Genomic DNA, 18,968 nt, shown 5'->3' with positions numbered 1-18,968 from the left:
AAGTTTATAAATATGATGAAATGTTTTAATCAATATAAGTAATGATTCCTAATATGTTTCTCTAAGTGATGAAGATATAAAATATATTTTTATACTCAAGAAGAATTAATATTTAAAACAGGAAGGAGGATAATAGTATTAACACAAGTTCTTCTATTTTAAAAATTTATTTACATCCATTAAAATAATCATTTGCCTTTAACTAAAATAATCGAAAAGTATGGATAAAAGGTATTGCATAATGGAATTGATCATCACTTTCAGATAAATATTATAATAAAAGGAGCTGAATCATATGAAAAAAATTATTAAATTATTTGTTTGTATTGGTATATGCATTGGAATGATTAGTAATGTTAATGCAAGAGAATCACAAGCTGATTATGGTGTGTTTTACCTCACAGAAAATTATATTGAGATTGAACTAAGTGAAGAGTTAAAAGAAATAGCTAAAGAAAATAATATGAAGGTCCGTTCCTTCAAAAGAACAGAACAGAAATTAAATGTTCAAAACACAAATGATACCACTGAACATGAAATTCTATCAGTTGAAAATCTTTTCATTGATGATAACAGTACAATACAACCAATGGCATCAGGATCAATCTATGAAGAAGATGATATAGTATTTTATTCTGCAACACTTTATGGAACTATATATTATGACCGAAAATATATGGATGGAGAGAATCACTTAAAACTTACGAAAGTAAGTGGTGGAATAAAGAACTTTAATTCTGGTTTTGCTTTAGAAAAACAAACAATACTCATTGGTGCATTCGGCAGTTTTTCAGGTAGTCCTTTTTCACAATACAGTACAGAAAGAACAACTACTTCAAAAACTTGGACATATTCAGATTTTAACTTTCCTTATGTAAGTGAAAATGCTTCACATGATATAGGATGTGTCATTACAGCAACGATTACACATGGTACAGGAAGTGGTTACAGGTTCATTGCAAGTAAAACATAGCAATATATGATAAACAAAACATCTGAAAAATTCAAATTGTTATATATATTATTTTTTCCATTGTTTTACATTGGGTTACTGATCATGCTTTATAACTACAAAAGTGAGCTACTGTATTTTAAGAACATTAACTACTCATTTGTAATTCTTATCTGTTATGTTATTTTGGGTGCATCTATGTATATATGGAATATCTTATTATATATGTTACCAAAAAATAGTCAGATTATAACAATTATATTTTTAATGTTCTTACTTATAGGAATAATTTTGTCTTTGTATTATTTTCCTGATATATATATAGGAAGATTAAATATATATTTTGGTTTGGCTGAAAATCTTAGTTATCTGTATATTATGATTGGAAATCTAATTGTAGCTTTTTTAAGAAATATAAAAACAAATTGATCAATCACAAAATGCATTATAATATTATGCAAAAACCATAATATATAAATCATATAATATGATAATGTTAATAATTTAAGATTTGGACAATTAGATGCTGAAAAATAAAGAGGTGACAACAATGAAAAATAAAGTTAAAATTATTATTTTGACATTTTTTATGGCTTTATCTATGTGGGCTATACCTGTATTTGCCGCTGAAGATTCAATTGTATATGACCAAAATAAAAATCTTACTGATGAAGAAATCAATGAGCGATTTAAGTTGATTAATTCTACATACACAGTGGGCGAACCTTTTAGTGAGGCTGATGCAGAGTTTATTAAATTTTATCCTGGTCTACACAATGCTTCTTTAGCAGCTACTAGAGTTACTGAAAAAGGATTTGACAAAAGTAAGACAGGATCTGGTGTTACAGTCAATTTATATGGTGCAATGTATGGTGATTTAAACCTAGTGTATGGATGGTATCAATCTGATGCAAAATTGAACATCAATAAAGGTTATACAAATGTTACCGGGCTTACTATGCATATTACATGTGATGCATATGGATTATTAGGTAGTAGTGGAACATATGTAGGTATTGTATATAAAGGAGATAAAACAACAAAATTAACTCCAGGCAGTAAATCATATTATGTAAATAAAAAATATGAATTTACTGGAGTGGGAATGGTTAGTGCATATACTAATACTTATATTGAAGTAGATACAAAAATAGGTAGCTTCAATTTATATGCGTTTTAAATAGAGGTAATCAATTATGTTATTGTTCAATTATTATATGATAGCAATTTGGATTCTATCCATATTATTTATAATTGGATTAATAATCCTTATCTTTAATAAAAATAAGAGATAAACCAATTATACTTTTATTCATTAAAGTTTTTATTAATTAAAATATCGTATCTAATTCGTCTTTTTCTTAAAACATTACAACAAAAAAATAATGCAACATAAGATTGATTTGTTTTTAGTAAAAATAAGACTATACCTTCTGATATGGTCTTATTTTTCATAATATATTTTCTTTTAAATTCTGTCGGTTTAAAATAAAAAATGATTTCGTTCTATTTTCTATTATATTCTGATCAAATGCAATTTTTTAGTTAAATGTTATATAATTTGTATATATGTTGATCATAATATAAATTCTATATAATACTCAAAATATATTAGTTAAGAAGAACTTTTATTTTAAAAGTTAATGTGTTATAATGCAATTAGATAAGAAAAAATAAACAAGGAAAGTAGGTGCAAAATAAATATTGTTATTTCTTTACATATATATTTATTTCTTTACATATATATTTATTTCTTTAATAATTGGATTATTCATAGGAGGAAAATGACTTATGAAAAAAATAATATCAATATCTATCTGTGTAGGATTATTAATGACAGCTATTAGTCCATGTTTTGCTAATGAATCTGCATTTGTTCCCCAAAATAATGATTTATATTCAAAATATTTAAATCAATTAGATGCTAGTCAAACTGTCTATACAAGATCTAATTATAATATTGAAACTTTGTTAGATAGAAAGAATGAAATGTTGCCAATGTTTGAAGATACAAGTTCAACTGAATTTGACGAGTTATTTGATGCAATTCCTTGCGATAATGAAGATATTGAGCTTGTAGATAGCTTTGCAGATGATAATATGGCTTCTGTGATTTCTAAAGATTATACGACTAATGCATTATACTATATGGAAGGTTTGTCAAATAGAGAAGAAGCACTTTTTATAGTTAATGGCATGAAATATATTATTTATACTGAAGGAGAAGATATTTTATTACAATCTGAAAATGGTGATGTTTTATATCTTGTAAAAACAGAATTGATTGATGAACCACAACTTCCGATTACTAGAGCAAGTTCTTTGGCTACATATCCTTATACATCAAGTGATGATAAGTATTTTACTAAAGATGCTGGTCCTGGAAGCAAGACAAACAAGGAATTAGTGAAAGTTTTATCTATTGTATCTACTGTTGGTGGACCAATTGTTGGAAAAGTAAGTGCATCAATTGGAAATGTTTTAGCCCTAGTAGGAGTTGGAGCCCTAGTAGGTGATATGGTTTATACAACGTTTTATATTAAGTTCTGGCAAGCATACAAATTAATTGATAGCAGTTATTGGAGAGAAAAACAAAGATGGTTTTATGATTCAGGATATTATAATCATGTGAAAAATAGAACAACGTATTTCTATAATTCACGTCCTGATTAATATGATGAGGTAGAAGGAAAATGAAACAATTGTTTATTGAAAATGTATTTACTGGAATCTTAATCATTATCGTTGGAATGATTATTGATTTCAAGCAATTATTCAATGATGTAGCAATTCAAAATTATATTCCTGCTATTTTAATATGTGTTGTTCTTATAGTGATAGTATGTACTTTGCTATATAATAGATTCAATTCAAAAAAGCAGTATGATAAAGATTTGTTGATATATGCAACGTATATGCTTTTTGTTAATCTATTTAAGATTTCCCCGATTTTAGTTGTGGCTATTCAATATTTTAAAGAATATACGGGACAATATATTTGTTTAACACCATCTCTTGTGTTCTACTTTGTTGGTGGAATATTATTGGGCAGATTTCTATATTATATTATTTTAAAAAATAAGCATCAAAATAAATTGTATATGAAGAATTGTTATAGTTATACATTGAATCTGAATCGGGAAAATAAAGAATTGGTTATCTCAAAATTGAGGTAACCTTTCTTTTTTGATAATTATATGAATTGAAAATGGAACTTTAAATAATAGCATAGTTGAATTTTGAAATATATTCCTGTCATGTATTTATTTAAATAGGTATGTATTCCATTTCTTACCTCTAAATGGATAATCAACTGCAAATTGCATTAATAAAAAAGACTATATACTAAACGGCAAAGTATCTAGAAAATCATTCAATTTCTAATAATAATGAGTATATTTTTAGGATATAAAATTTTTAGCTGATCAGAAAATCACAATAGAAGAATGAAATCATTTTTTGTTAAACTAATAGACTTTAAAAGAACATATATAAAAGGGTAGAGGAATAGTAAACTGTCCATTTTACAGGGTACAGTTTAGATTTATTACTATTTCATTGAAGGTGGAAATATCATTGAATCTACACAATGTGGACATTGGCACAATCTTTTTGTTGATATAAATTTCCAGGATAGCAAATTCTAATTTTGAACCTATTTAGTTATTATACATCTCCTCTACTGCAAATAAACGTTATTCAGCAGTAGAAATGTTTTCTCAGCTGGATGTCAATTACTAGAAATAACTAAACCTATACAGAAATTTCAGAGATTACATGAGGTTATTGATTATTTCACGTTCTTCAACCACTTAATTCACAACATCAGCACCAGTAGTAGATGATTGTAGCACCACCTGTGCAAATGAATAGCACCGCTCAAAGGCGGTGCCCATTTTTATTCTCTGTTCATATTTGAAGTAACTTCTCTCATATTGACGTCACCTGCATTAATCGTAATAGAGTTATGAATAATTCGATCCATGATTGCATCTGCATGTACCCCTCCACCTAATCGTGTATGCCAAGATTCTATTTTGAATTGCGTACAAAATATAGTTGATTTATTTTGATATCTTCTTTCCACAAGTTCAAAAATAAATTCTATTTCTTGTTCATTCATAGAGTTTATGAGCCATTCATCTAAGATAAGCAAAGGACACTTAGCATATTTATTAATGAGCTTATTTCGTCCTCTTTTTAGTTCTGCTTCTTCTAACTGAACAAACAAATCAGGTATTCTTATATAACGTGTAGTTATTCCATCACGACAAGCTGCTTTACCTAGACAGTTTGATAAAAATGTTTTCCCCGAACCAGTAAATCCAACAATCAATACATTCTTATAACTATCAATATAACTGTTCGTAATCAATGTCATGATTTGATCTTTATCTAATTCTCTTTTTGAATAATAAATATCTTCTACAGATGCTTGAGGATATCTAAAGTGAGCGCGTCGTATCAATCCTTTTACTTTTTCGTTATATTTAATTTGATATGCATGATCTACAGAAGCATTGAGTCTTTCATCAAATGTCATAGCTTTATAAAGTGATTCTTTTTCTTGTAGTTCTAAAGCTTCTACTAAAGCATGCATTCCCATCATATCTAATTTCTTTTTTGTTTCATCATTAATCATTGTATTTTCCTCCATAATAATCTGCACCTCTCACATATCCACCATCATCAATCTTTTTATTTGAATCTTTATTACTCATCCAGATGAGGTCTTGATTATTCATCAAAATGCCATTAAGATGATGATAGCGGGGACACTTCACTTTTGTCAGTGCAAGTTCACATGCATTTTCCAATCTGTCATTCGAGAACTTGTTAGCTAACTTCAATACTGCAAGACAAGAATTGTATCCCTGCTCTTTAATTTTTACTGAATCAAATATTTTATTGATAACCATAAAAGTAGATGGTCCAATTTTATTTGCCCATCGTTTGATTCTCTCATCATCCCATTCTACTTTTTGGAAAGCATCAGGCATATGATCTTCAATGGTAGAATATTTATATTTCATGTAATCAGGTAATTTAGGGTGAATCGCTATTCTTGAATGTTTGTAAAATATCTCAAGACTATTTGAATTTACTTTTATGTCTACCTTCTTACCAACATATTGATAAGGGACAGAGTATTTATTTGTTTTGAACGAAACATGAAAATCTAAAGAAACCTTATGTTCATATAACCAAGTACAAACTTCATAAGAGATAGCTGGTAATTCTCTTAACATTTCTTTTTCACAGTTCATAAATACTTCTGTTCTGCTTCCTTCTCTTTTTGAAAAGGAGCATCATTAAATTCTTTGAGTGCTTTGAAAATTTCTTCCTCCACATGTGATAAAGAAATAAATCGTATATTCCTTAATTTTGCAATAATAGCTGAAGCAATCTTACCAACAGTTCCTTCGACACTCGGCTTTTGTTTTGGCTTTCTCACTTGAGCAGGCATAATCGCTACCATGTAATGTTGGGCAAGGGATTCATAGGCTTCATTAAGAACAATTTCACCTTCTTTAGGATGTTTTATAACTCCTGTTTTTAAATTGTCACAGACAATTTTAATAGGAATACCACCAAAAAATTCAAACATATCAATATGACATTTTAACCAAGTATCCTGTTTCATGTCTAAGCATGGTTTAACAAATGAATATTGACTATAAGGTAAGGTCGCAACAAACAAATAAACCTTAATTCTTTCTCCATCAGGAGTTAAAATACTCATGGTAGGCCCACTCCAATCAACTTCTATAGTGCTACCGGGTTTATGAGTAAGATGATTGGTTACGTTTGATAACTGAACATAGTTAGAATATCCTTTACAGAATTTTGTGTAACCACAAGGAATAGTTCCTTTAGAAATACATTGATTACGATATTCATTCCAAAGAAGCTTAAGATTGACTCCTGTTTTTTTAAGTTCTGAATGAATATAATCGTAATCGACTTCTTCAAAAACAGAAGTCTTAGGAGTAGGTGGAAATAACATTTCATAGATTTTATCTTCATCAAAATCTTTTACATTATCCCAAGAAACAGAATGAACATCAGCAGCTTTATAAACAGCTGAGATGGTGTGTCTTGATACATGCATTAAGCTTTCAATTTTACGCATTGAAATACCAGCTGCACGTAATTCAAGAATAAGTTTGACAGAAACTTTTTTAGGCATAATAAAAGCCCTCCTTTCGCTATAATGATGAGAGGCTGTCACTCTCAATATCATGATAACAAAAGTGGGGCTAATCATGTGTATTAATGGTGCTTTACATGTGAATTGAATATTATAAAGTGGTGCTTAAACTGTGTATCGGTGGTGCATAACGCGTGAAATAATCAGTTATCAAAAAGCGTTAAATTATTGGACAATATGTTTTATGAAGCAGATACAATATATATTGATGTTAAAATGTTTAACAAGCATTAAAATAGAACAGAACAGCAACCAGTATTCATTATTCCATCAAATAAAAGAAAAACTGATTATCCAATGTTTTCCTAACTTACAGTGACACCTAAAGAAAACAATTGAGATTTTAAAAAAATATACTTTTATAAAAAAGTTCTTTTAATTATTTTGTGTTATGATATAATGAAGTTAAGAAGAAATAAGACTCGTATATGTATACTTTCTTATTTCTAATATATTTGTATTATTACCTATACACAATAACATTTAATGGAAGGAGAGATTATTATGAAAAAAATGTTTATAGGTATTATGAATTATTTTATCATTTTTATTCTTGTGATTTCATCATTTACGACTGTAAACGCATATGAGAAAACAACAGTAGAAGAAGGATCATTAAACCTTATGCAAGTTTATGAAAATCCTGAATTGTATCCTGAATATGAAGTTGAAGTTTATTCGAGTGAGGAATTTTATAATTTAATTAGTAATGATAGATCACTATCATTTTCAAAAAAGAAGATATATTGGACAACATCACTGAATCTTCTCTAGATGCTTCTACATCTTACAAATATACAACAGTTAATGTTAATGTCCCTGTTAATTCTTCTTACATACCAAAATTGCAGTGTTATTTAAAATGTGAAGCTATAAATAATAAACCTGTCAGATTTGTTTCCTTATTAAATGCTGATTTACATCGTGAGTATAACGGAATAGTAAAACAATTTGGTGGCAATATATATTGTAATCTTGAATCTTTAGGTTCTTTTTATTGGAAAGTCAATGGTGATTTTTATAACACTGGAAGTACTACTGTCAGTGGTGGTTTTGAAATAGGCATAGGTGAAAGCTTTAATTTAAGTTTCAAAGTAAGCAATACTACTAACTATTATGCATATTGTAATAAAGATGGTAGATGGACGTTACACTAGAGAATACTTTTATATTTATAAAAAAAGGAATGAAAGTAATTTATGGATAAGAGAAAAATAATTATTTTTATTATTTATACAATAGCTCTACTACTGACGCCTTTTATAGTAATTAATATGCCTATTCCAAATGTATTATTGAATACTTCTGGGGAAATTCATTTATTATATATTTTCTTGATAGACATAAACATTCTAACGGCTTTAACTGCTGGTTTTATTCGCTTTACAAAATAAATGTTATATGTTTTCATAGCCTTACAAACAAATAAAAATGATAAATTACAGAAAAAGCTAGATTTAATCTTCCTTAGATTTTATCTAGCTTTTTAGAAATAAAAGATATGTAAAATTTATGGATGTTTGAGTGAAAATAAACCGTTTAACATATATTTTGAAAACGCTTTCTACGTTTTTGTTGTAATGACTTTTTTATGATGTATCAATAATTATATTATTTTTTACGACTTATTTTGTCTTTGTGCTATTTTTGTGCTATAATTTCTTTAGAAGGAATGAGGTGAACATGGCTAAATATTCTAATTATTTATTTAAACTTGATCTATTGATTTTAAGTGTCTTAAAACATAAAGATATGTATGGCTATGAATTATCTAAGTTAATATCTGATAAAACTCATGGCTATGTTGTTCCTAAACATGGAACAATGTATCCCATCATTTATAAACTGATTGAAGAAGGATATATTCAAAGCTATACTGTTGTTGTGAATAATAAGGCACGTGTGTATTATCATTTAGAAGATAAAGGGAAAATATATCTTCAACAGCTTGTAGAAGATTATGATAATCTTGTACAACAAATTAACAATATTGTTCATGGGGAGGAAAACGATGACAGCAAATAAGCGCTCTTTATTTTGAATATAGAACCTATTCATTGCATGAAGCTGTTCAAAATTTTCAAAGTGGTATTCCAACAGAAATTAAAGAAGAAATTGAAAATATAGAATAAAATGTAGAGGTGAAAATAATAAAAGTCTTTATTTTAGTTATTGGATTGATTGTGATAACAGGATGTACGCAAGAAAATAATAAAAGTGAAAATGAAACTCAAAATAATGTCAGTGATAATAAAGTGACAGAAGTCAAAACAGCGAGAAAGAATGTTTTTATGGAGGAGGAATATGTTGATGATGTAGAAGTGTTTTCTACATATTATGATGGTAATGAACCTTTTTTTGAATCCGTTATACCTTTAACAAATGAGGCTGTGAGAAATACCATAAATAATCAAGATTATTTACAGGAATATTTGATTGATTTTCGTATAGCAAATGATAAAGGTGAAGATTATTTTGAGGTTAAATCTATGAAATGGAATGTTGGTGATGGAAATCCATATGTCTATTTCAAAGATAAGGTCATGAATGAAGAACTCAATGAAATCAAAACAAAAGTTAAAAATCAGCAAATTGTATCTTATACACGTATATATACGAATGATAGTGATGTGAAAACTTTTGTCAGTTATTCAAATGAAGACACAGATAAATAATAGTTATAAAAGTTGATAAAAATATGAACTCTCCATATCAAACGGATTGACTGAATTGGTTGATTCGTTTTATTTATGAAAGAATAATGAATGTTTGAAGAAATCTTGAAATTTGTTAGAATAAGATAAGAAAGGGTGGTGTCTATGTGGTTTTATAAAGATGATTATACAAAACCGGTTTTTACAAGTGAAGAACAAGTCCAATCAGAACATGGTAATAAAGGGATATTGGAACTTCCTAAAACAGCTATTTTGTTGTATATGAAAGGTTTGGATTATATCAAAGAAAAATATGATGTTGAATTAATAACTGAACATTTTCCTGGATTTTTAAATGCTTGTCCTCTTTATAAAATCAAAGGTCAAAATGAAATATGTTTTTTAGATGGAGGACGTGGTGCACCAATGGCTGTGGATACGATTGAAATATGTAAAGCATTAGGTGTTCAAAATATTATTTCAGTTGGTTCCATTGGTGGTTTTGAATCAGATATTGAGATAGGAGATATTGTGATACCTGACAAGGCATTTGTGGAAGAAGGGACTTCTTTACATTATTATGAAACGATTGAATATAGTACACCCAATGATGATTTGTTTCAACGCTTGGTTCAATTTATACCTGATTGTAGAGTAGCTCCTATTATATCTACGGATGCTGTATTTCGACAGACTTTTTATAAAGAAACGTTATGGCGAAAAAAGGGATGTGTTGGTGTTGATATGGAAACGTCAGCTTTGATGAGTGTGGGACGTTATCTTGGTTTAAATGTTGCATCTGTACTAATGGTTTCTGATAAACATCCTATCCACGAAGATGAAGTCTGGCAGTGGCGTATGACGAAAGAATTACGTCAACAAATGTTATTTCAAGTTATTGATTTTGCTTTATCACTATCATATACATAAGGTTTCTATATGGATGTGATAGAATACTTATAAAGATGATAAATATAAAAAATATTGGATAAAATAGAAGGAGGTTTATGAAAAAGATTTTAACTATTATTTCACTTATTTGTGTATGTATACTAGTGGGATGTCAATCACAAGAACAAACAGAAAGCATCAAACGTCAATACTATTTTCATGCGACTGTTTTAGAAATTAAAGAGGAATACATAAAAGAAGAATGTATAAAATCTTTGGACAGTGGGACTCAAGTTGGAAAAGAAGTTGTTTTTCAATAAACACAGTATCTCAAAATGAAAATCTTGAGATAAATGTTGGTGATAATGTGCGAGTGATTTATAATGGGAATAGACATGAAACTAATCCTATTGAAATAGATACTGTTTTTCATATTTATTTAATAGATGAAAATGGAGAAGTGATTGATAATGATATTAAAGAGTTTAAAGGAAAATAAATATGTGTTTGATATGTGTCTTTGGTATTTAACATTAAATTATAGCAAGAGTTTTATTAAAAGAAAAATGCGGAAGATAATTCTCGCATTAATTAAGAAACTCAAGTTTTGTAATTCAGTGTTGTTATATGTTATTTATTTTAACTTTATAATATGATTAAGATTTTTTAAAGAAGGATTTGATTTTTTATTTATTTATAAATTGCTTATATCTTGATATTTTTAGAAAGTCAGGATTTGAATCAGATTGTGCTTTTTAGATTATAGAATTGGCTAAAGAAGGAGAGAATAACTATGTGTTTGATATGTGATAGAATAGATATGATTAAGAAAGGGGAAAATCCTTATTTTGTAAAAGAACTTGAAACAGGATATGTTGTAATAGGAGATCATCAACATTTTAAAGGTTATACATTATTTCTTTATAAGGAACATCAAACAGAATTGTTTCATTTAGAGAATACACAAAAAATGAAATTTTTAGAAGAAATGACACTTGTTGCAAAAGCAGTTTCTAAGGCCTTTTATGCCCAAAAAATGAATTATGAATTATTAGGAAATGGTGATTCACATATTCATTGGCATTTGTTTCCAAGGATGAATGGAGATTTGGATGGCTATGGAAATCATGGAAAAGGACCGGTATGGTGGTATCCAATGGAGAAAATGTATGATGATTCTTGTTGTCCAACGATGCAGGAATTAGAAGATATGAAATCAAAGCTGTTGGTTGAATTGAATAAAATAGATGAAAATCGAAAGAAGAATAATAATGAATGAGGAAATTAAGAAATTAATCAGTGAGGCTGATTGTGCTATTCGAGAAGAAAGATTTGATGATTTAATGAATTTTTATACGGAAGATGCTGTTTTGGTTGTTAAACCTGGTTTAGAAGTTCAAGGAAAAGACGCTATCAAAAAAGCTTTTATCAAAATTGCAGCCTATTTTCAAAATAGTATTGTTCCTACACAAGGAAAAATGCTAATGATTGAAACTGGAGATACGGTGTTGGTATTATCACAAACATTATTGGATGCTGATAATAAAGAAACATCTGAATATAGTATGGAACGTAGAGCCACTTATGTCTATCGAAAGGTAAATGGACAATGGTTATGTGCGATTGATAATTCTTATGGAACATCATTACTTGATCATAATGACTAAAAAAAGTATATCTGTGATTGCATGGCAGATATACTTTTTATCATTTGATTTATGAAGATTGAATGGCAGGTATATAAATCACTTGATCGTTTTCGATACCTAGTAAATAAACAGGTTGATAAAATCCTTTGGAATCTTCTCTGTAAACAAGTTGAATGGAATGAATAATGATTTCATCATCTAAAGATAGCATCCAGTCTTGATTAAATTTTCCTTCTTGAATGAGTTGGAAAGCTTGTTGTTGAGAAATGATAGGAAAAGATTTATAACTTTCATAGGTTTTGATTTGATTATGAAGATAGGAAAGAGTGGAATCTTCATTGATACCAACCAAAAGGCTACCTTGGACATATTGCTGGTCAATTATTGTATTGACTGAAAATTCATATTGCCCATCTTGTATTTGGGTAAAAGTAGCTTGTTCAGGAATGAAAATATTTTCTTGTTTTAAACGTTTTCTGACTGCTTGTTCACTTAAATCTTTTGTGATGGGTTTAAATTCATCTGGAAAAGAAATATTCACGGTTCCACCAGCAAAATAGATAGTGATAATCATTTGATTATCTGTACAGTAAAAATAAGCACTATCATCATAGACATCTGTCTGTTTTTCATCAAGAATCTTTCCATATTGTTTAAAAATATTTCTTGCCATCTCTTCACATTCATCCAATGTATATTGTTTGATTTGATAAACCATTTGCAAGCTAGGTTGATTATCCAATGTGATAAGACTTGTTACTTTGGTATGTGACATATTAATTGTTTTATAGTAGGCTTGTTGAAGATTACCAAGTTCTTGAAAAGAATAGGCAATAAATATGTATGCAAAAGAAAGAATGGTTAAACAAAGAGGAAGTTGCATAGCGAAAATAGAAGTGATTTTGATTTGTTTTTTCTTAATTTTTGATAAAGAGCATAACCTAAAATATAGAGACCAAAACCAATCATACACCCTATTGCATTATTAAAGATATCATCAATTTCAAAGATACCACGATGTGTGATAAGTTGTGTGACTTCAATTGTGATAGTGAAAAGCAGTCCTGTAGCATAAGTCAACCACCAATGTTTCATCTTTTCAAACACACAAGGGAGTAAGATACCAAGAGGAATACCCATTGCAATATTGAGAAGAATATTACGCCATTCACGCATATTAAAGTTAATCAAGGCGAGACGATAGGAACTGAAAAGTTCAAAGCTTGTTTTGGATTCATAGAGAAAACTACTGCGACTGGCAAGTGTTGCTAAAATCACCACAATCAAATAACCAATCAACAATCCAGTTAAGAAAAGTTTTTGAAACGAACAGTGAATCTCATTGCCTTTATGTTTTTGAATCCTATAATAAATGGCGTATCCTCCAGCAATAATCATCACAAATAGACTCGCTAATCCTACAGATGGAATGGCTAATCTTAAAAATTCTGATAATCTCATAAGACACCTCCTTTGGTCGTCTTGAAAAGTATTATAACATAAACTGATGACACGTTATAAAATAAAAAAATAAAAATGAAAAAAGTCTTTTGATGTTGTTTATGATAAAAAAATAGCTATTTATAAAAAATATGATACAATAAAAGTAGGGAAAGGAGAATTTTTATGAAAAAAATATGGAAAACATTATCTTTATTACTTGCTGTATTTTTATTAACAGGATGTATGAAGATGAAAGTCAATCTTGAAGTCAAAGCAGATAAAAGCATGACTGGGTCTATGGATTTGTTATTTGAAGAATCTTTATTGGAAATGTCAGGAACATCAACAGATGAAGCCATTGAACAATTGAAAGAAGAAATGCAGTCAACAGAAGGCATGGAAAATGCTAAGATTACTTCGATTGATGAAACAATTAATGGTAGTCAATGGGCTGGTGTTCACATTGATGGTTTAGATGCATCATCTCAGGAAATGCAGGCTGTTATTACTGAAGAAGAAGTGGATGGTGAGGATTGCATTGTTTTTAGAATGCCTTTGGATGAATTTGAAAATCAAATGGATGCAGAACTTACAGATTCACTAGGTTATTCAGTGTCTAAGATAAAAGAACTTGGTATAGAAATGGTAATGACGATTCAAATGCCAGGTGATGCGAAATCAAATTTTGGAACAGTGGATGGACAAACAGTCACAATTGATCTTTTAGAATTATCAACTGGTACAAACTCTAACAGGGAACTTGTCATTTCATCACCTAAATCAGTAGGTATGAATATGACATATGTATATGTGGGAATTGGTGCTTTGGTTGTGATTGGGATTGTTGCTTTCATTTTGAAAAATAAAAAGAAAACTGACCAAATGATTACACATGATGAAACAGTGGAAAATACAGATGTTGAAACTCAAGACAATAGTGAAGAAATGACACAATCGGATAATACTGATTCAACAGATGAAAATATGGAAAATACTGAAGTGGAAACCCAAGCGAATGTGACAAGTGAAACATCTCAAGACAATAGTGAAGAAACAACACAAACAGATTCAACAGATGAAAATAACGGCTAAGCCGTTATTTTTAATATCCCCAGTGATAATAAACAATCATTAAGAGTAAAACAAACAGTAAGATGGATAAAGTCTGATTGATTTTTTTCAACATATATTTCATAATCTCACCTAATATTAATATATGCAAATGTTTCAAAAGACTTTTCATTATATAAAAAAAATGTTAATATATTTCAAAAAGATGAGGTGAGAAGACAGTGAAATTTACAAAGATGGAAGGAATTGGTAATGATTATATTTATGTGGATGGAATCCATCAAAATATCAATATGACACCATCATTTATTTCACATATTAGTGATCGTCACTTTGGAATTGGGAGTGATGGTATGATTGTAATTTTACCTTCACAAAAGTATGATTTTCGTATGCGTATGTTTAATCGTGATGGTAGTGAAGGCAAGATGTGTGGAAATGGGATTCGTTGTTTTGCGAAGTTTGTTTATGATCATCAATTGACTGATCAGACTTATTTAGAAATTGAAACTTTAGCGGAGTTAAAAAAGTCTGGTTAAATCTTGAAAATGGACAAGTCCAATCTGTCGAAGTGGATATGGGAGAACCAACATTGGATGTTGAAGCGATTCCTTGTCTTTTGAAAAAGCACAAATGATTGATGAACCGTTGGAAATCAATCATCAGCTTTATCGTTGTACCGCTGTTTCAATGGGAAATCCCCATGTTGTAACATATGTGGAAAATCTTGATTTTCCAATTGAAAAGAACGGTCCTTATTTTGAAAAAAGTGAAATGTTTCCAGAATCTGTGAACACTGAATTTGTTCAGGTAATCAATCGTCAACATTTGAAAATGCGTGTCTGGGAAAGAGGTTCAGGAGAAACAATGGCATGTGGTACAGGAGCTTGTGCGGTGATGTATGCTAGTTATGTCAATGGACTTTGTGATCAGAAAGTTGATGTTGAACTGTTGGGTGGAACATTAAAAATTGCTTATGAAGATGGACATATTTTTATGGAAGGACCTGCCAGAACTGTATTTGAAGGACAAATAAATGAGGAGGAGTATAAAAATGTATAGTACTGCACAAGAAATTATTCAATATATTAGAGATGCTAAAAAACAAACACCTGTTAAAGTGTATGTCAATGGACATGATTTGCCAGATGATGAAACGATTCGTGTTTTTGGGACAGAAACAAGTCGTGTTTTGATTGGTGATTTAGAAAATGTTCAAAAATATTTAGATACATATCAAGAGCGTATTACTGATTCTTATTTAGAACAAGATCGTCGTAATAGTGCCATTCCCATGTTGGACATGAGAAATATCAATGCGCGTATTGAACCAGGAGCTTTTATTCGTGAAAATGTAACGATTGAAGATAACGCAGTCATTATGATGGGAGCTGTTATCAATATTGGCGCAAAAATTGGTGAAGGTTCGATGATTGATATGGGAGCTGTTTTAGGTGGACGTGCTGAAGTTGGAAAACATTGCCATGTGGGTGCCGGAGCTGTCTTAGCTGGTGTCATTGAACCACCTAGTGCTAAACCTGTTGTTTTAGAAGATGATGTTTTAATTGGTGCCAATGCGGTTGTTGTTGAAGGTGTTCGTATTGGAAAAGGTGCTGTTGTTGGAGCGGAAGTATTGTTTTAAATGATGTTCCAGCGGGAGCTGTCGTTGCGGAAATCCAGCACGTATTATTAAAGAAGAAAAAACAGATGAAACAAAAGAAAAAACACAATTAATGGATGATTTAAGAAAAATTTAAGGTGAGATTATGGAAGATGTCAAACGTTGGAGAAGAGATTTACATCAAATTCCTGAATTAGGTTTAAAAGAATATCAAACAGCCAACTATTTACGTCATGAATTAGAAAAAATGGGTTATCAATGGGAAAGTGTTGTAGACACTGGCACAATTGTTTATATTGATTATGGTTGTCAGTCGACTTTGGCTTTTCGCAGTGATATTGATGGATTGGCGATTGTTGAAAAAAATGAAGTGGATTATGTGTCTAAACATTCAGGTTGCATGCATGCCTGTGGTCATGATGGACATATGAGTGCTTTATTAGGTTTTGCGAAACGTTTAAAACAAATGTCTGAACCTTTGCCTTATAATATTCTTTTGATTTTTCAACCTGCTGAAGAATCACCAGGTGCAGCACGTTATGTCGTGGAATCAGGGATTTTTGAAAAATATCATGTCAAAGCCATCTTTGGGATGCATTTGATGCCGATGATTGAAGAAGGCAAGATTGCTTGTAAAAGTGGTCCATTGATGGCTATGTGTGGTGAAATGGATGTCACGATTCATGGCAAAGGCGCACATGCAGGATTACCACAAGATGGTGTTGATAGTATCATGATTGCTAATCATGCTTACATGCAATATCAGACAATGGTTTCTCGTCAACTTTCTCCTTTTGCACCAGTGATTTTGAATATTGGACAAATTGAAGGGGGAACTGCTCGTAACAGTGTTGCGACACAAACAACAATGCATGGGACTTTACGCTGTTATGATGAGGCTCTTTTTCACAAGATGATAGACTATATTCAAGCCATTCATGATGGCTTAATGAAGAGTTATGATTGTCAGATTGAATGGAGTTGTCCACCTATGTATCCACCAGTGATCAATTCTAAAGACTTGTATCCAAAGTGGTTAGCATGTGTCAATTTAGACAATTATATAGAATTGGATGAACCATTGATGTTAGCTGAAGATTTTGCTTTTTATCAAAAAGCTATTCCAGGAATCTTTTTCTTTCTTGGTACAAAGTGTGAAAGCTATCAAAGTGGTTTACATACGGAAACATTTAATTTTCATGAAGATGTGTTAAAGGTAGCAATTGATTTATATGAAAGTATTGCTAAAAATATAAAGGGGGTATAAACAATGGAAGATTGGTATACAAGAGGGGAAAATGCTTTTTTAAAAGCTTATGGACGTTATGATGTTGTTTTAGAAAAAGGTGAAGGTGTTTATTTGTATGATACCAATGGACGTCGTTATCTTGATTTTTATGCCGGTATTGGTGTCAATTCGTTAGGATATGGTTATCCTGCTTATCAAGAAGCCATGCAAAAACAGCTTAATACTTTAATGCATGTATCGAATTATTTTTATACACCAGTTGCAATTGAAGCAGCCGAAGCTGTTAAAAAGGCAACGCAATTAGAAGCCGTTTTCTTCTGTAATTCAGGGGCTGAGGCGACAGAAGGTGCTTTGAAATTAGCAAGAAAATATTATTATTTAAAACATGGTCAAGCGAATAGTGAGATCATTTCTTTCCACCATTCTTTTCATGGGCGTTCAACTGGTTCTGTAAAATTAACAGGAAATCCTGCTTATCAAAAAGCTTTTGGACCATTGATTGATGGTGTTAATTATGCCACTTTAAATGATATTGAAAGTGTGAAGGCACTTATTAATGAACGTACAGCAGCGATTATTGTTGAACCAGTTCAAGGTGAAGGTGGCGTTTATCCATGTGATCCAACTTTTATGAAAGAGTTAAGAACAATCTGTGATGAACATGATATTTGCTTGATTTTAGATGAAGTGCAATGTGGAATGGGACGTACGGGAACGATTATGACTTATTTCCAATATGGGATCAAACCAGATATTGTTTGTTTAGCCAAAGGGATTGGTTGTGGAGTTCCAGTTGGTGCTTTTGTTGCCAATGAAAAATTTGCTAAAGCAATGCAACCAGGAGATCATGGAAGTACCTATGGCGGTAATCCACTTGCCTGCATGGCTGTCAAAACAGTTTTTGACATTATTGAAAAAGATCACTTATTAGAACATGTTCAAGAGATTTCTCAATATTTGATTGAATGTTTAGATAAAGTGGTTGAAGAATTTGATTGTGTTTTAGAACGTCGAGGTTTAGGTTTAATGCAAGGACTTGTTTTGAACACTGAAGCTAAACCGGTTGTCAAAGGATTGTTAGATGATGGTGTGATTGTTGTGACAGCGGGTACAAATGTTATTCGTATGTTACCTCCATTTATCATCACAAAGGAACATGTGAATGCATTTATTACACTTTTGAAAAAAATTTAAAAAAATTGTCATAAAAAAAGAAAAAACCCTTAC

The 18,968-nt window shown here is 30.3% G+C and carries 24 protein-coding genes; 19 read left to right on the top strand and 5 right to left on the bottom strand.

The window, feature by feature from the left end; translation table 11 throughout:
- Positions 1–295 precede the first annotated feature (295 nt).
- The 4 genes from NMU03_RS01880 (at position 296) to NMU03_RS01865 (ending at position 4,128) form a co-directional block, all read left to right on the top strand.
- On the top strand, positions 296–973 hold the full coding sequence (locus tag NMU03_RS01880) for a hypothetical protein (RefSeq protein ID WP_290140801.1): 678 nt from the start codon (positions 296–298) through the stop codon (positions 971–973).
- 529 nt (positions 974–1,502) lie between these two features.
- Positions 1,503–2,132: a hypothetical protein gene (locus NMU03_RS01875; RefSeq protein WP_290140799.1), complete on the top strand. Its 630-nt coding sequence runs from the start codon at positions 1,503–1,505 to the stop codon at positions 2,130–2,132.
- A 611-nt stretch (positions 2,133–2,743) separates the two neighbouring features.
- Complete coding sequence (locus NMU03_RS01870) at positions 2,744–3,625, top strand: hypothetical protein (protein ID WP_290140796.1); 882 nt, start codon at positions 2,744–2,746, stop codon at positions 3,623–3,625.
- A 20-nt stretch (positions 3,626–3,645) separates the two neighbouring features.
- Complete coding sequence (locus NMU03_RS01865) at positions 3,646–4,128, top strand: hypothetical protein (protein WP_290140794.1); 483 nt, start codon at positions 3,646–3,648, stop codon at positions 4,126–4,128.
- Between the two features lie 722 nt (positions 4,129–4,850).
- Here the strand turns inward: NMU03_RS01865 and NMU03_RS01860 are convergent.
- Genes NMU03_RS01860 through istA form a run of 3 tightly spaced genes read right to left on the bottom strand, consistent with a single transcriptional unit; the run spans position 4,851 to position 7,142 of the window.
- Positions 4,851–5,594, bottom strand: coding sequence for an ATP-binding protein (locus NMU03_RS01860; protein WP_226812203.1), 744 nt, complete (start codon positions 5,592–5,594; stop codon positions 4,851–4,853).
- Positions 5,587–6,219: a Mu transposase domain-containing protein gene (locus NMU03_RS01855; protein WP_290140586.1), complete on the bottom strand. Its 633-nt coding sequence runs from the start codon at positions 6,217–6,219 to the stop codon at positions 5,587–5,589. The genes NMU03_RS01860 and NMU03_RS01855 overlap by 8 nt, the downstream gene beginning before the upstream one ends.
- Positions 6,216–7,142 carry an IS21 family transposase gene (istA, locus tag NMU03_RS01850; protein WP_290140588.1) on the bottom strand — a complete coding sequence of 309 codons (927 nt, stop codon included), beginning with the start codon at positions 7,140–7,142 and terminating at the stop codon, positions 6,216–6,218. The genes NMU03_RS01855 and istA overlap by 4 nt, the downstream gene beginning before the upstream one ends.
- Positions 7,143–7,667: 525 nt before the next feature.
- Here istA and NMU03_RS01845 point away from each other — a divergent pair.
- From NMU03_RS01845 to NMU03_RS01805, 9 genes are all read left to right on the top strand, one after another.
- On the top strand, positions 7,668–7,937 hold the full coding sequence (locus tag NMU03_RS01845; RefSeq protein WP_290140792.1) for a hypothetical protein: 270 nt from the start codon (positions 7,668–7,670) through the stop codon (positions 7,935–7,937).
- The gene (locus tag NMU03_RS01840; protein WP_290140790.1) at positions 7,910–8,320 is read left to right on the top strand and encodes a hypothetical protein; all 411 of its coding nucleotides are present in this window, start codon (positions 7,910–7,912) and stop codon (positions 8,318–8,320) included. Before NMU03_RS01845 ends, NMU03_RS01840 begins: the two co-directional genes overlap by 28 nt.
- 526 nt (positions 8,321–8,846) lie before the next feature.
- Entirely contained in the window at positions 8,847–9,188 is a 342-nt protein-coding gene (locus tag NMU03_RS01835; protein ID WP_290140787.1) for a PadR family transcriptional regulator, read from the top strand.
- 116 nt (positions 9,189–9,304) lie between these two features.
- Entirely contained in the window at positions 9,305–9,838 is a 534-nt protein-coding gene (locus tag NMU03_RS01830; protein WP_290140786.1) for a hypothetical protein, read from the top strand.
- Positions 9,839–9,982: 144 nt separating this feature from the next.
- Entirely contained in the window at positions 9,983–10,747 is a 765-nt protein-coding gene (locus tag NMU03_RS01825; RefSeq protein ID WP_290140784.1) for a nucleoside phosphorylase, read from the top strand.
- Between the two features lie 77 nt (positions 10,748–10,824).
- A complete protein-coding gene (locus tag NMU03_RS01820; RefSeq protein ID WP_290140782.1) occupies positions 10,825–11,028 on the top strand; it encodes a hypothetical protein in 204 nt (67 codons plus the stop codon).
- Positions 11,029–11,075: 47 nt separating this feature from the next.
- On the top strand, positions 11,076–11,207 hold the full coding sequence (locus tag NMU03_RS01815; RefSeq protein WP_290140780.1) for a hypothetical protein: 132 nt from the start codon (positions 11,076–11,078) through the stop codon (positions 11,205–11,207).
- Between the two features lie 294 nt (positions 11,208–11,501).
- The gene (locus tag NMU03_RS01810; protein ID WP_290140778.1) at positions 11,502–11,987 is read left to right on the top strand and encodes an HIT family protein; all 486 of its coding nucleotides are present in this window, start codon (positions 11,502–11,504) and stop codon (positions 11,985–11,987) included.
- Positions 11,980–12,375, top strand: coding sequence for a YybH family protein (locus NMU03_RS01805; RefSeq protein ID WP_290140777.1), 396 nt, complete (start codon positions 11,980–11,982; stop codon positions 12,373–12,375). Before NMU03_RS01810 ends, NMU03_RS01805 begins: the two co-directional genes overlap by 8 nt.
- A 49-nt stretch (positions 12,376–12,424) precedes the next feature.
- On the opposite strand, the gene NMU03_RS01800 is transcribed toward NMU03_RS01805, so the two are convergent.
- Both NMU03_RS01800 and NMU03_RS01795 read right to left on the bottom strand, forming a co-directional pair.
- The gene (locus tag NMU03_RS01800; protein WP_290140776.1) at positions 12,425–13,240 is read right to left on the bottom strand and encodes a hypothetical protein; all 816 of its coding nucleotides are present in this window, start codon (positions 13,238–13,240) and stop codon (positions 12,425–12,427) included.
- On the bottom strand, positions 13,219–13,818 hold the full coding sequence (locus NMU03_RS01795; RefSeq protein WP_290140774.1) for a VanZ family protein: 600 nt from the start codon (positions 13,816–13,818) through the stop codon (positions 13,219–13,221). The genes NMU03_RS01800 and NMU03_RS01795 overlap by 22 nt, the downstream gene beginning before the upstream one ends.
- Positions 13,819–13,983: 165 nt before the next feature.
- On the opposite strand from NMU03_RS01795, the gene NMU03_RS01790 reads away from it, so the two are divergent.
- From NMU03_RS01790 to NMU03_RS01765, 6 genes are all read left to right on the top strand, one after another.
- Positions 13,984–14,892 carry a zinc ribbon domain-containing protein gene (locus NMU03_RS01790; RefSeq protein ID WP_290140773.1) on the top strand — a complete coding sequence of 303 codons (909 nt, stop codon included), beginning with the start codon at positions 13,984–13,986 and terminating at the stop codon, positions 14,890–14,892.
- 200 nt (positions 14,893–15,092) lie between these two features.
- Complete coding sequence (gene dapF, locus NMU03_RS01785; protein WP_290140771.1) at positions 15,093–15,410, top strand: diaminopimelate epimerase; 318 nt, start codon at positions 15,093–15,095, stop codon at positions 15,408–15,410.
- A gap of 73 nt (positions 15,411–15,483) precedes the next feature.
- A complete protein-coding gene (gene dapF / locus NMU03_RS01780; protein ID WP_290140770.1) occupies positions 15,484–15,933 on the top strand; it encodes a diaminopimelate epimerase in 450 nt (149 codons plus the stop codon).
- Positions 15,926–16,513: a 2,3,4,5-tetrahydropyridine-2,6-dicarboxylate N-acetyltransferase gene (gene dapD, locus NMU03_RS01775; RefSeq protein ID WP_435372922.1), complete on the top strand. Its 588-nt coding sequence runs from the start codon at positions 15,926–15,928 to the stop codon at positions 16,511–16,513. Before dapF (NMU03_RS01780) ends, dapD begins: the two co-directional genes overlap by 8 nt.
- A gap of 124 nt (positions 16,514–16,637) precedes the next feature.
- The gene (locus NMU03_RS01770) at positions 16,638–17,759 is read left to right on the top strand and encodes a M20 metallopeptidase family protein (RefSeq protein WP_290140767.1); all 1,122 of its coding nucleotides are present in this window, start codon (positions 16,638–16,640) and stop codon (positions 17,757–17,759) included.
- A 3-nt stretch (positions 17,760–17,762) separates the two neighbouring features.
- Positions 17,763–18,935 carry an aspartate aminotransferase family protein gene (locus NMU03_RS01765; RefSeq protein ID WP_290140765.1) on the top strand — a complete coding sequence of 391 codons (1,173 nt, stop codon included), beginning with the start codon at positions 17,763–17,765 and terminating at the stop codon, positions 18,933–18,935.
- Positions 18,936–18,968 lie beyond the last annotated feature (33 nt).

The organism is Allocoprobacillus halotolerans, from assembly GCF_024399475.1.
Lineage (GTDB): Bacteria > Bacillota_I > Bacilli_A > Erysipelotrichales > Coprobacillaceae > Allocoprobacillus > Allocoprobacillus halotolerans.
The sequence above is the reverse complement of the archived record's forward strand: the minus strand, read 5'-3'. Positions and strand labels throughout refer to the sequence as shown.

Coding starts and splice junctions, on each gene's coding strand:
- NMU03_RS01855 (WP_290140586.1), bottom strand. CDS start 6,219: ATGAACTGTGAAAAAGAAATGTTAAGAGAATTACCAGCTATCTCTTAT.
- NMU03_RS01810 (WP_290140778.1), top strand. CDS start 11,502: ATGTGTTTGATATGTGATAGAATAGATATGATTAAGAAAGGGGAAAAT.
- NMU03_RS01800 (WP_290140776.1), bottom strand. CDS start 13,240: ATGCAACTTCCTCTTTGTTTAACCATTCTTTCTTTTGCATACATATTT.
- dapD (WP_435372922.1), top strand. CDS start 15,926: ATGTATAGTACTGCACAAGAAATTATTCAATATATTAGAGATGCTAAA.
- NMU03_RS01805 (WP_290140777.1), top strand. CDS start 11,980: ATGAATGAGGAAATTAAGAAATTAATCAGTGAGGCTGATTGTGCTATT.
- NMU03_RS01860 (WP_226812203.1), bottom strand. CDS start 5,594: ATGATTAATGATGAAACAAAAAAGAAATTAGATATGATGGGAATGCAT.
- NMU03_RS01825 (WP_290140784.1), top strand. CDS start 9,983: ATGTGGTTTTATAAAGATGATTATACAAAACCGGTTTTTACAAGTGAA.
- NMU03_RS01875 (WP_290140799.1), top strand. CDS start 1,503: ATGAAAAATAAAGTTAAAATTATTATTTTGACATTTTTTATGGCTTTA.
- NMU03_RS01795 (WP_290140774.1), bottom strand. CDS start 13,818: ATGAGATTATCAGAATTTTTAAGATTAGCCATTCCATCTGTAGGATTA.
- NMU03_RS01770 (WP_290140767.1), top strand. CDS start 16,638: ATGGAAGATGTCAAACGTTGGAGAAGAGATTTACATCAAATTCCTGAA.
- NMU03_RS01765 (WP_290140765.1), top strand. CDS start 17,763: ATGGAAGATTGGTATACAAGAGGGGAAAATGCTTTTTTAAAAGCTTAT.
- NMU03_RS01865 (WP_290140794.1), top strand. CDS start 3,646: ATGAAACAATTGTTTATTGAAAATGTATTTACTGGAATCTTAATCATT.
- NMU03_RS01790 (WP_290140773.1), top strand. CDS start 13,984: ATGAAAAAAATATGGAAAACATTATCTTTATTACTTGCTGTATTTTTA.
- NMU03_RS01820 (WP_290140782.1), top strand. CDS start 10,825: ATGAAAAAGATTTTAACTATTATTTCACTTATTTGTGTATGTATACTA.
- istA (WP_290140588.1), bottom strand. CDS start 7,142: ATGCCTAAAAAAGTTTCTGTCAAACTTATTCTTGAATTACGTGCAGCT.
- NMU03_RS01880 (WP_290140801.1), top strand. CDS start 296: ATGAAAAAAATTATTAAATTATTTGTTTGTATTGGTATATGCATTGGA.
- NMU03_RS01835 (WP_290140787.1), top strand. CDS start 8,847: ATGGCTAAATATTCTAATTATTTATTTAAACTTGATCTATTGATTTTA.
- NMU03_RS01845 (WP_290140792.1), top strand. CDS start 7,668: ATGAAAAAAATGTTTATAGGTATTATGAATTATTTTATCATTTTTATT.
- NMU03_RS01870 (WP_290140796.1), top strand. CDS start 2,744: ATGAAAAAAATAATATCAATATCTATCTGTGTAGGATTATTAATGACA.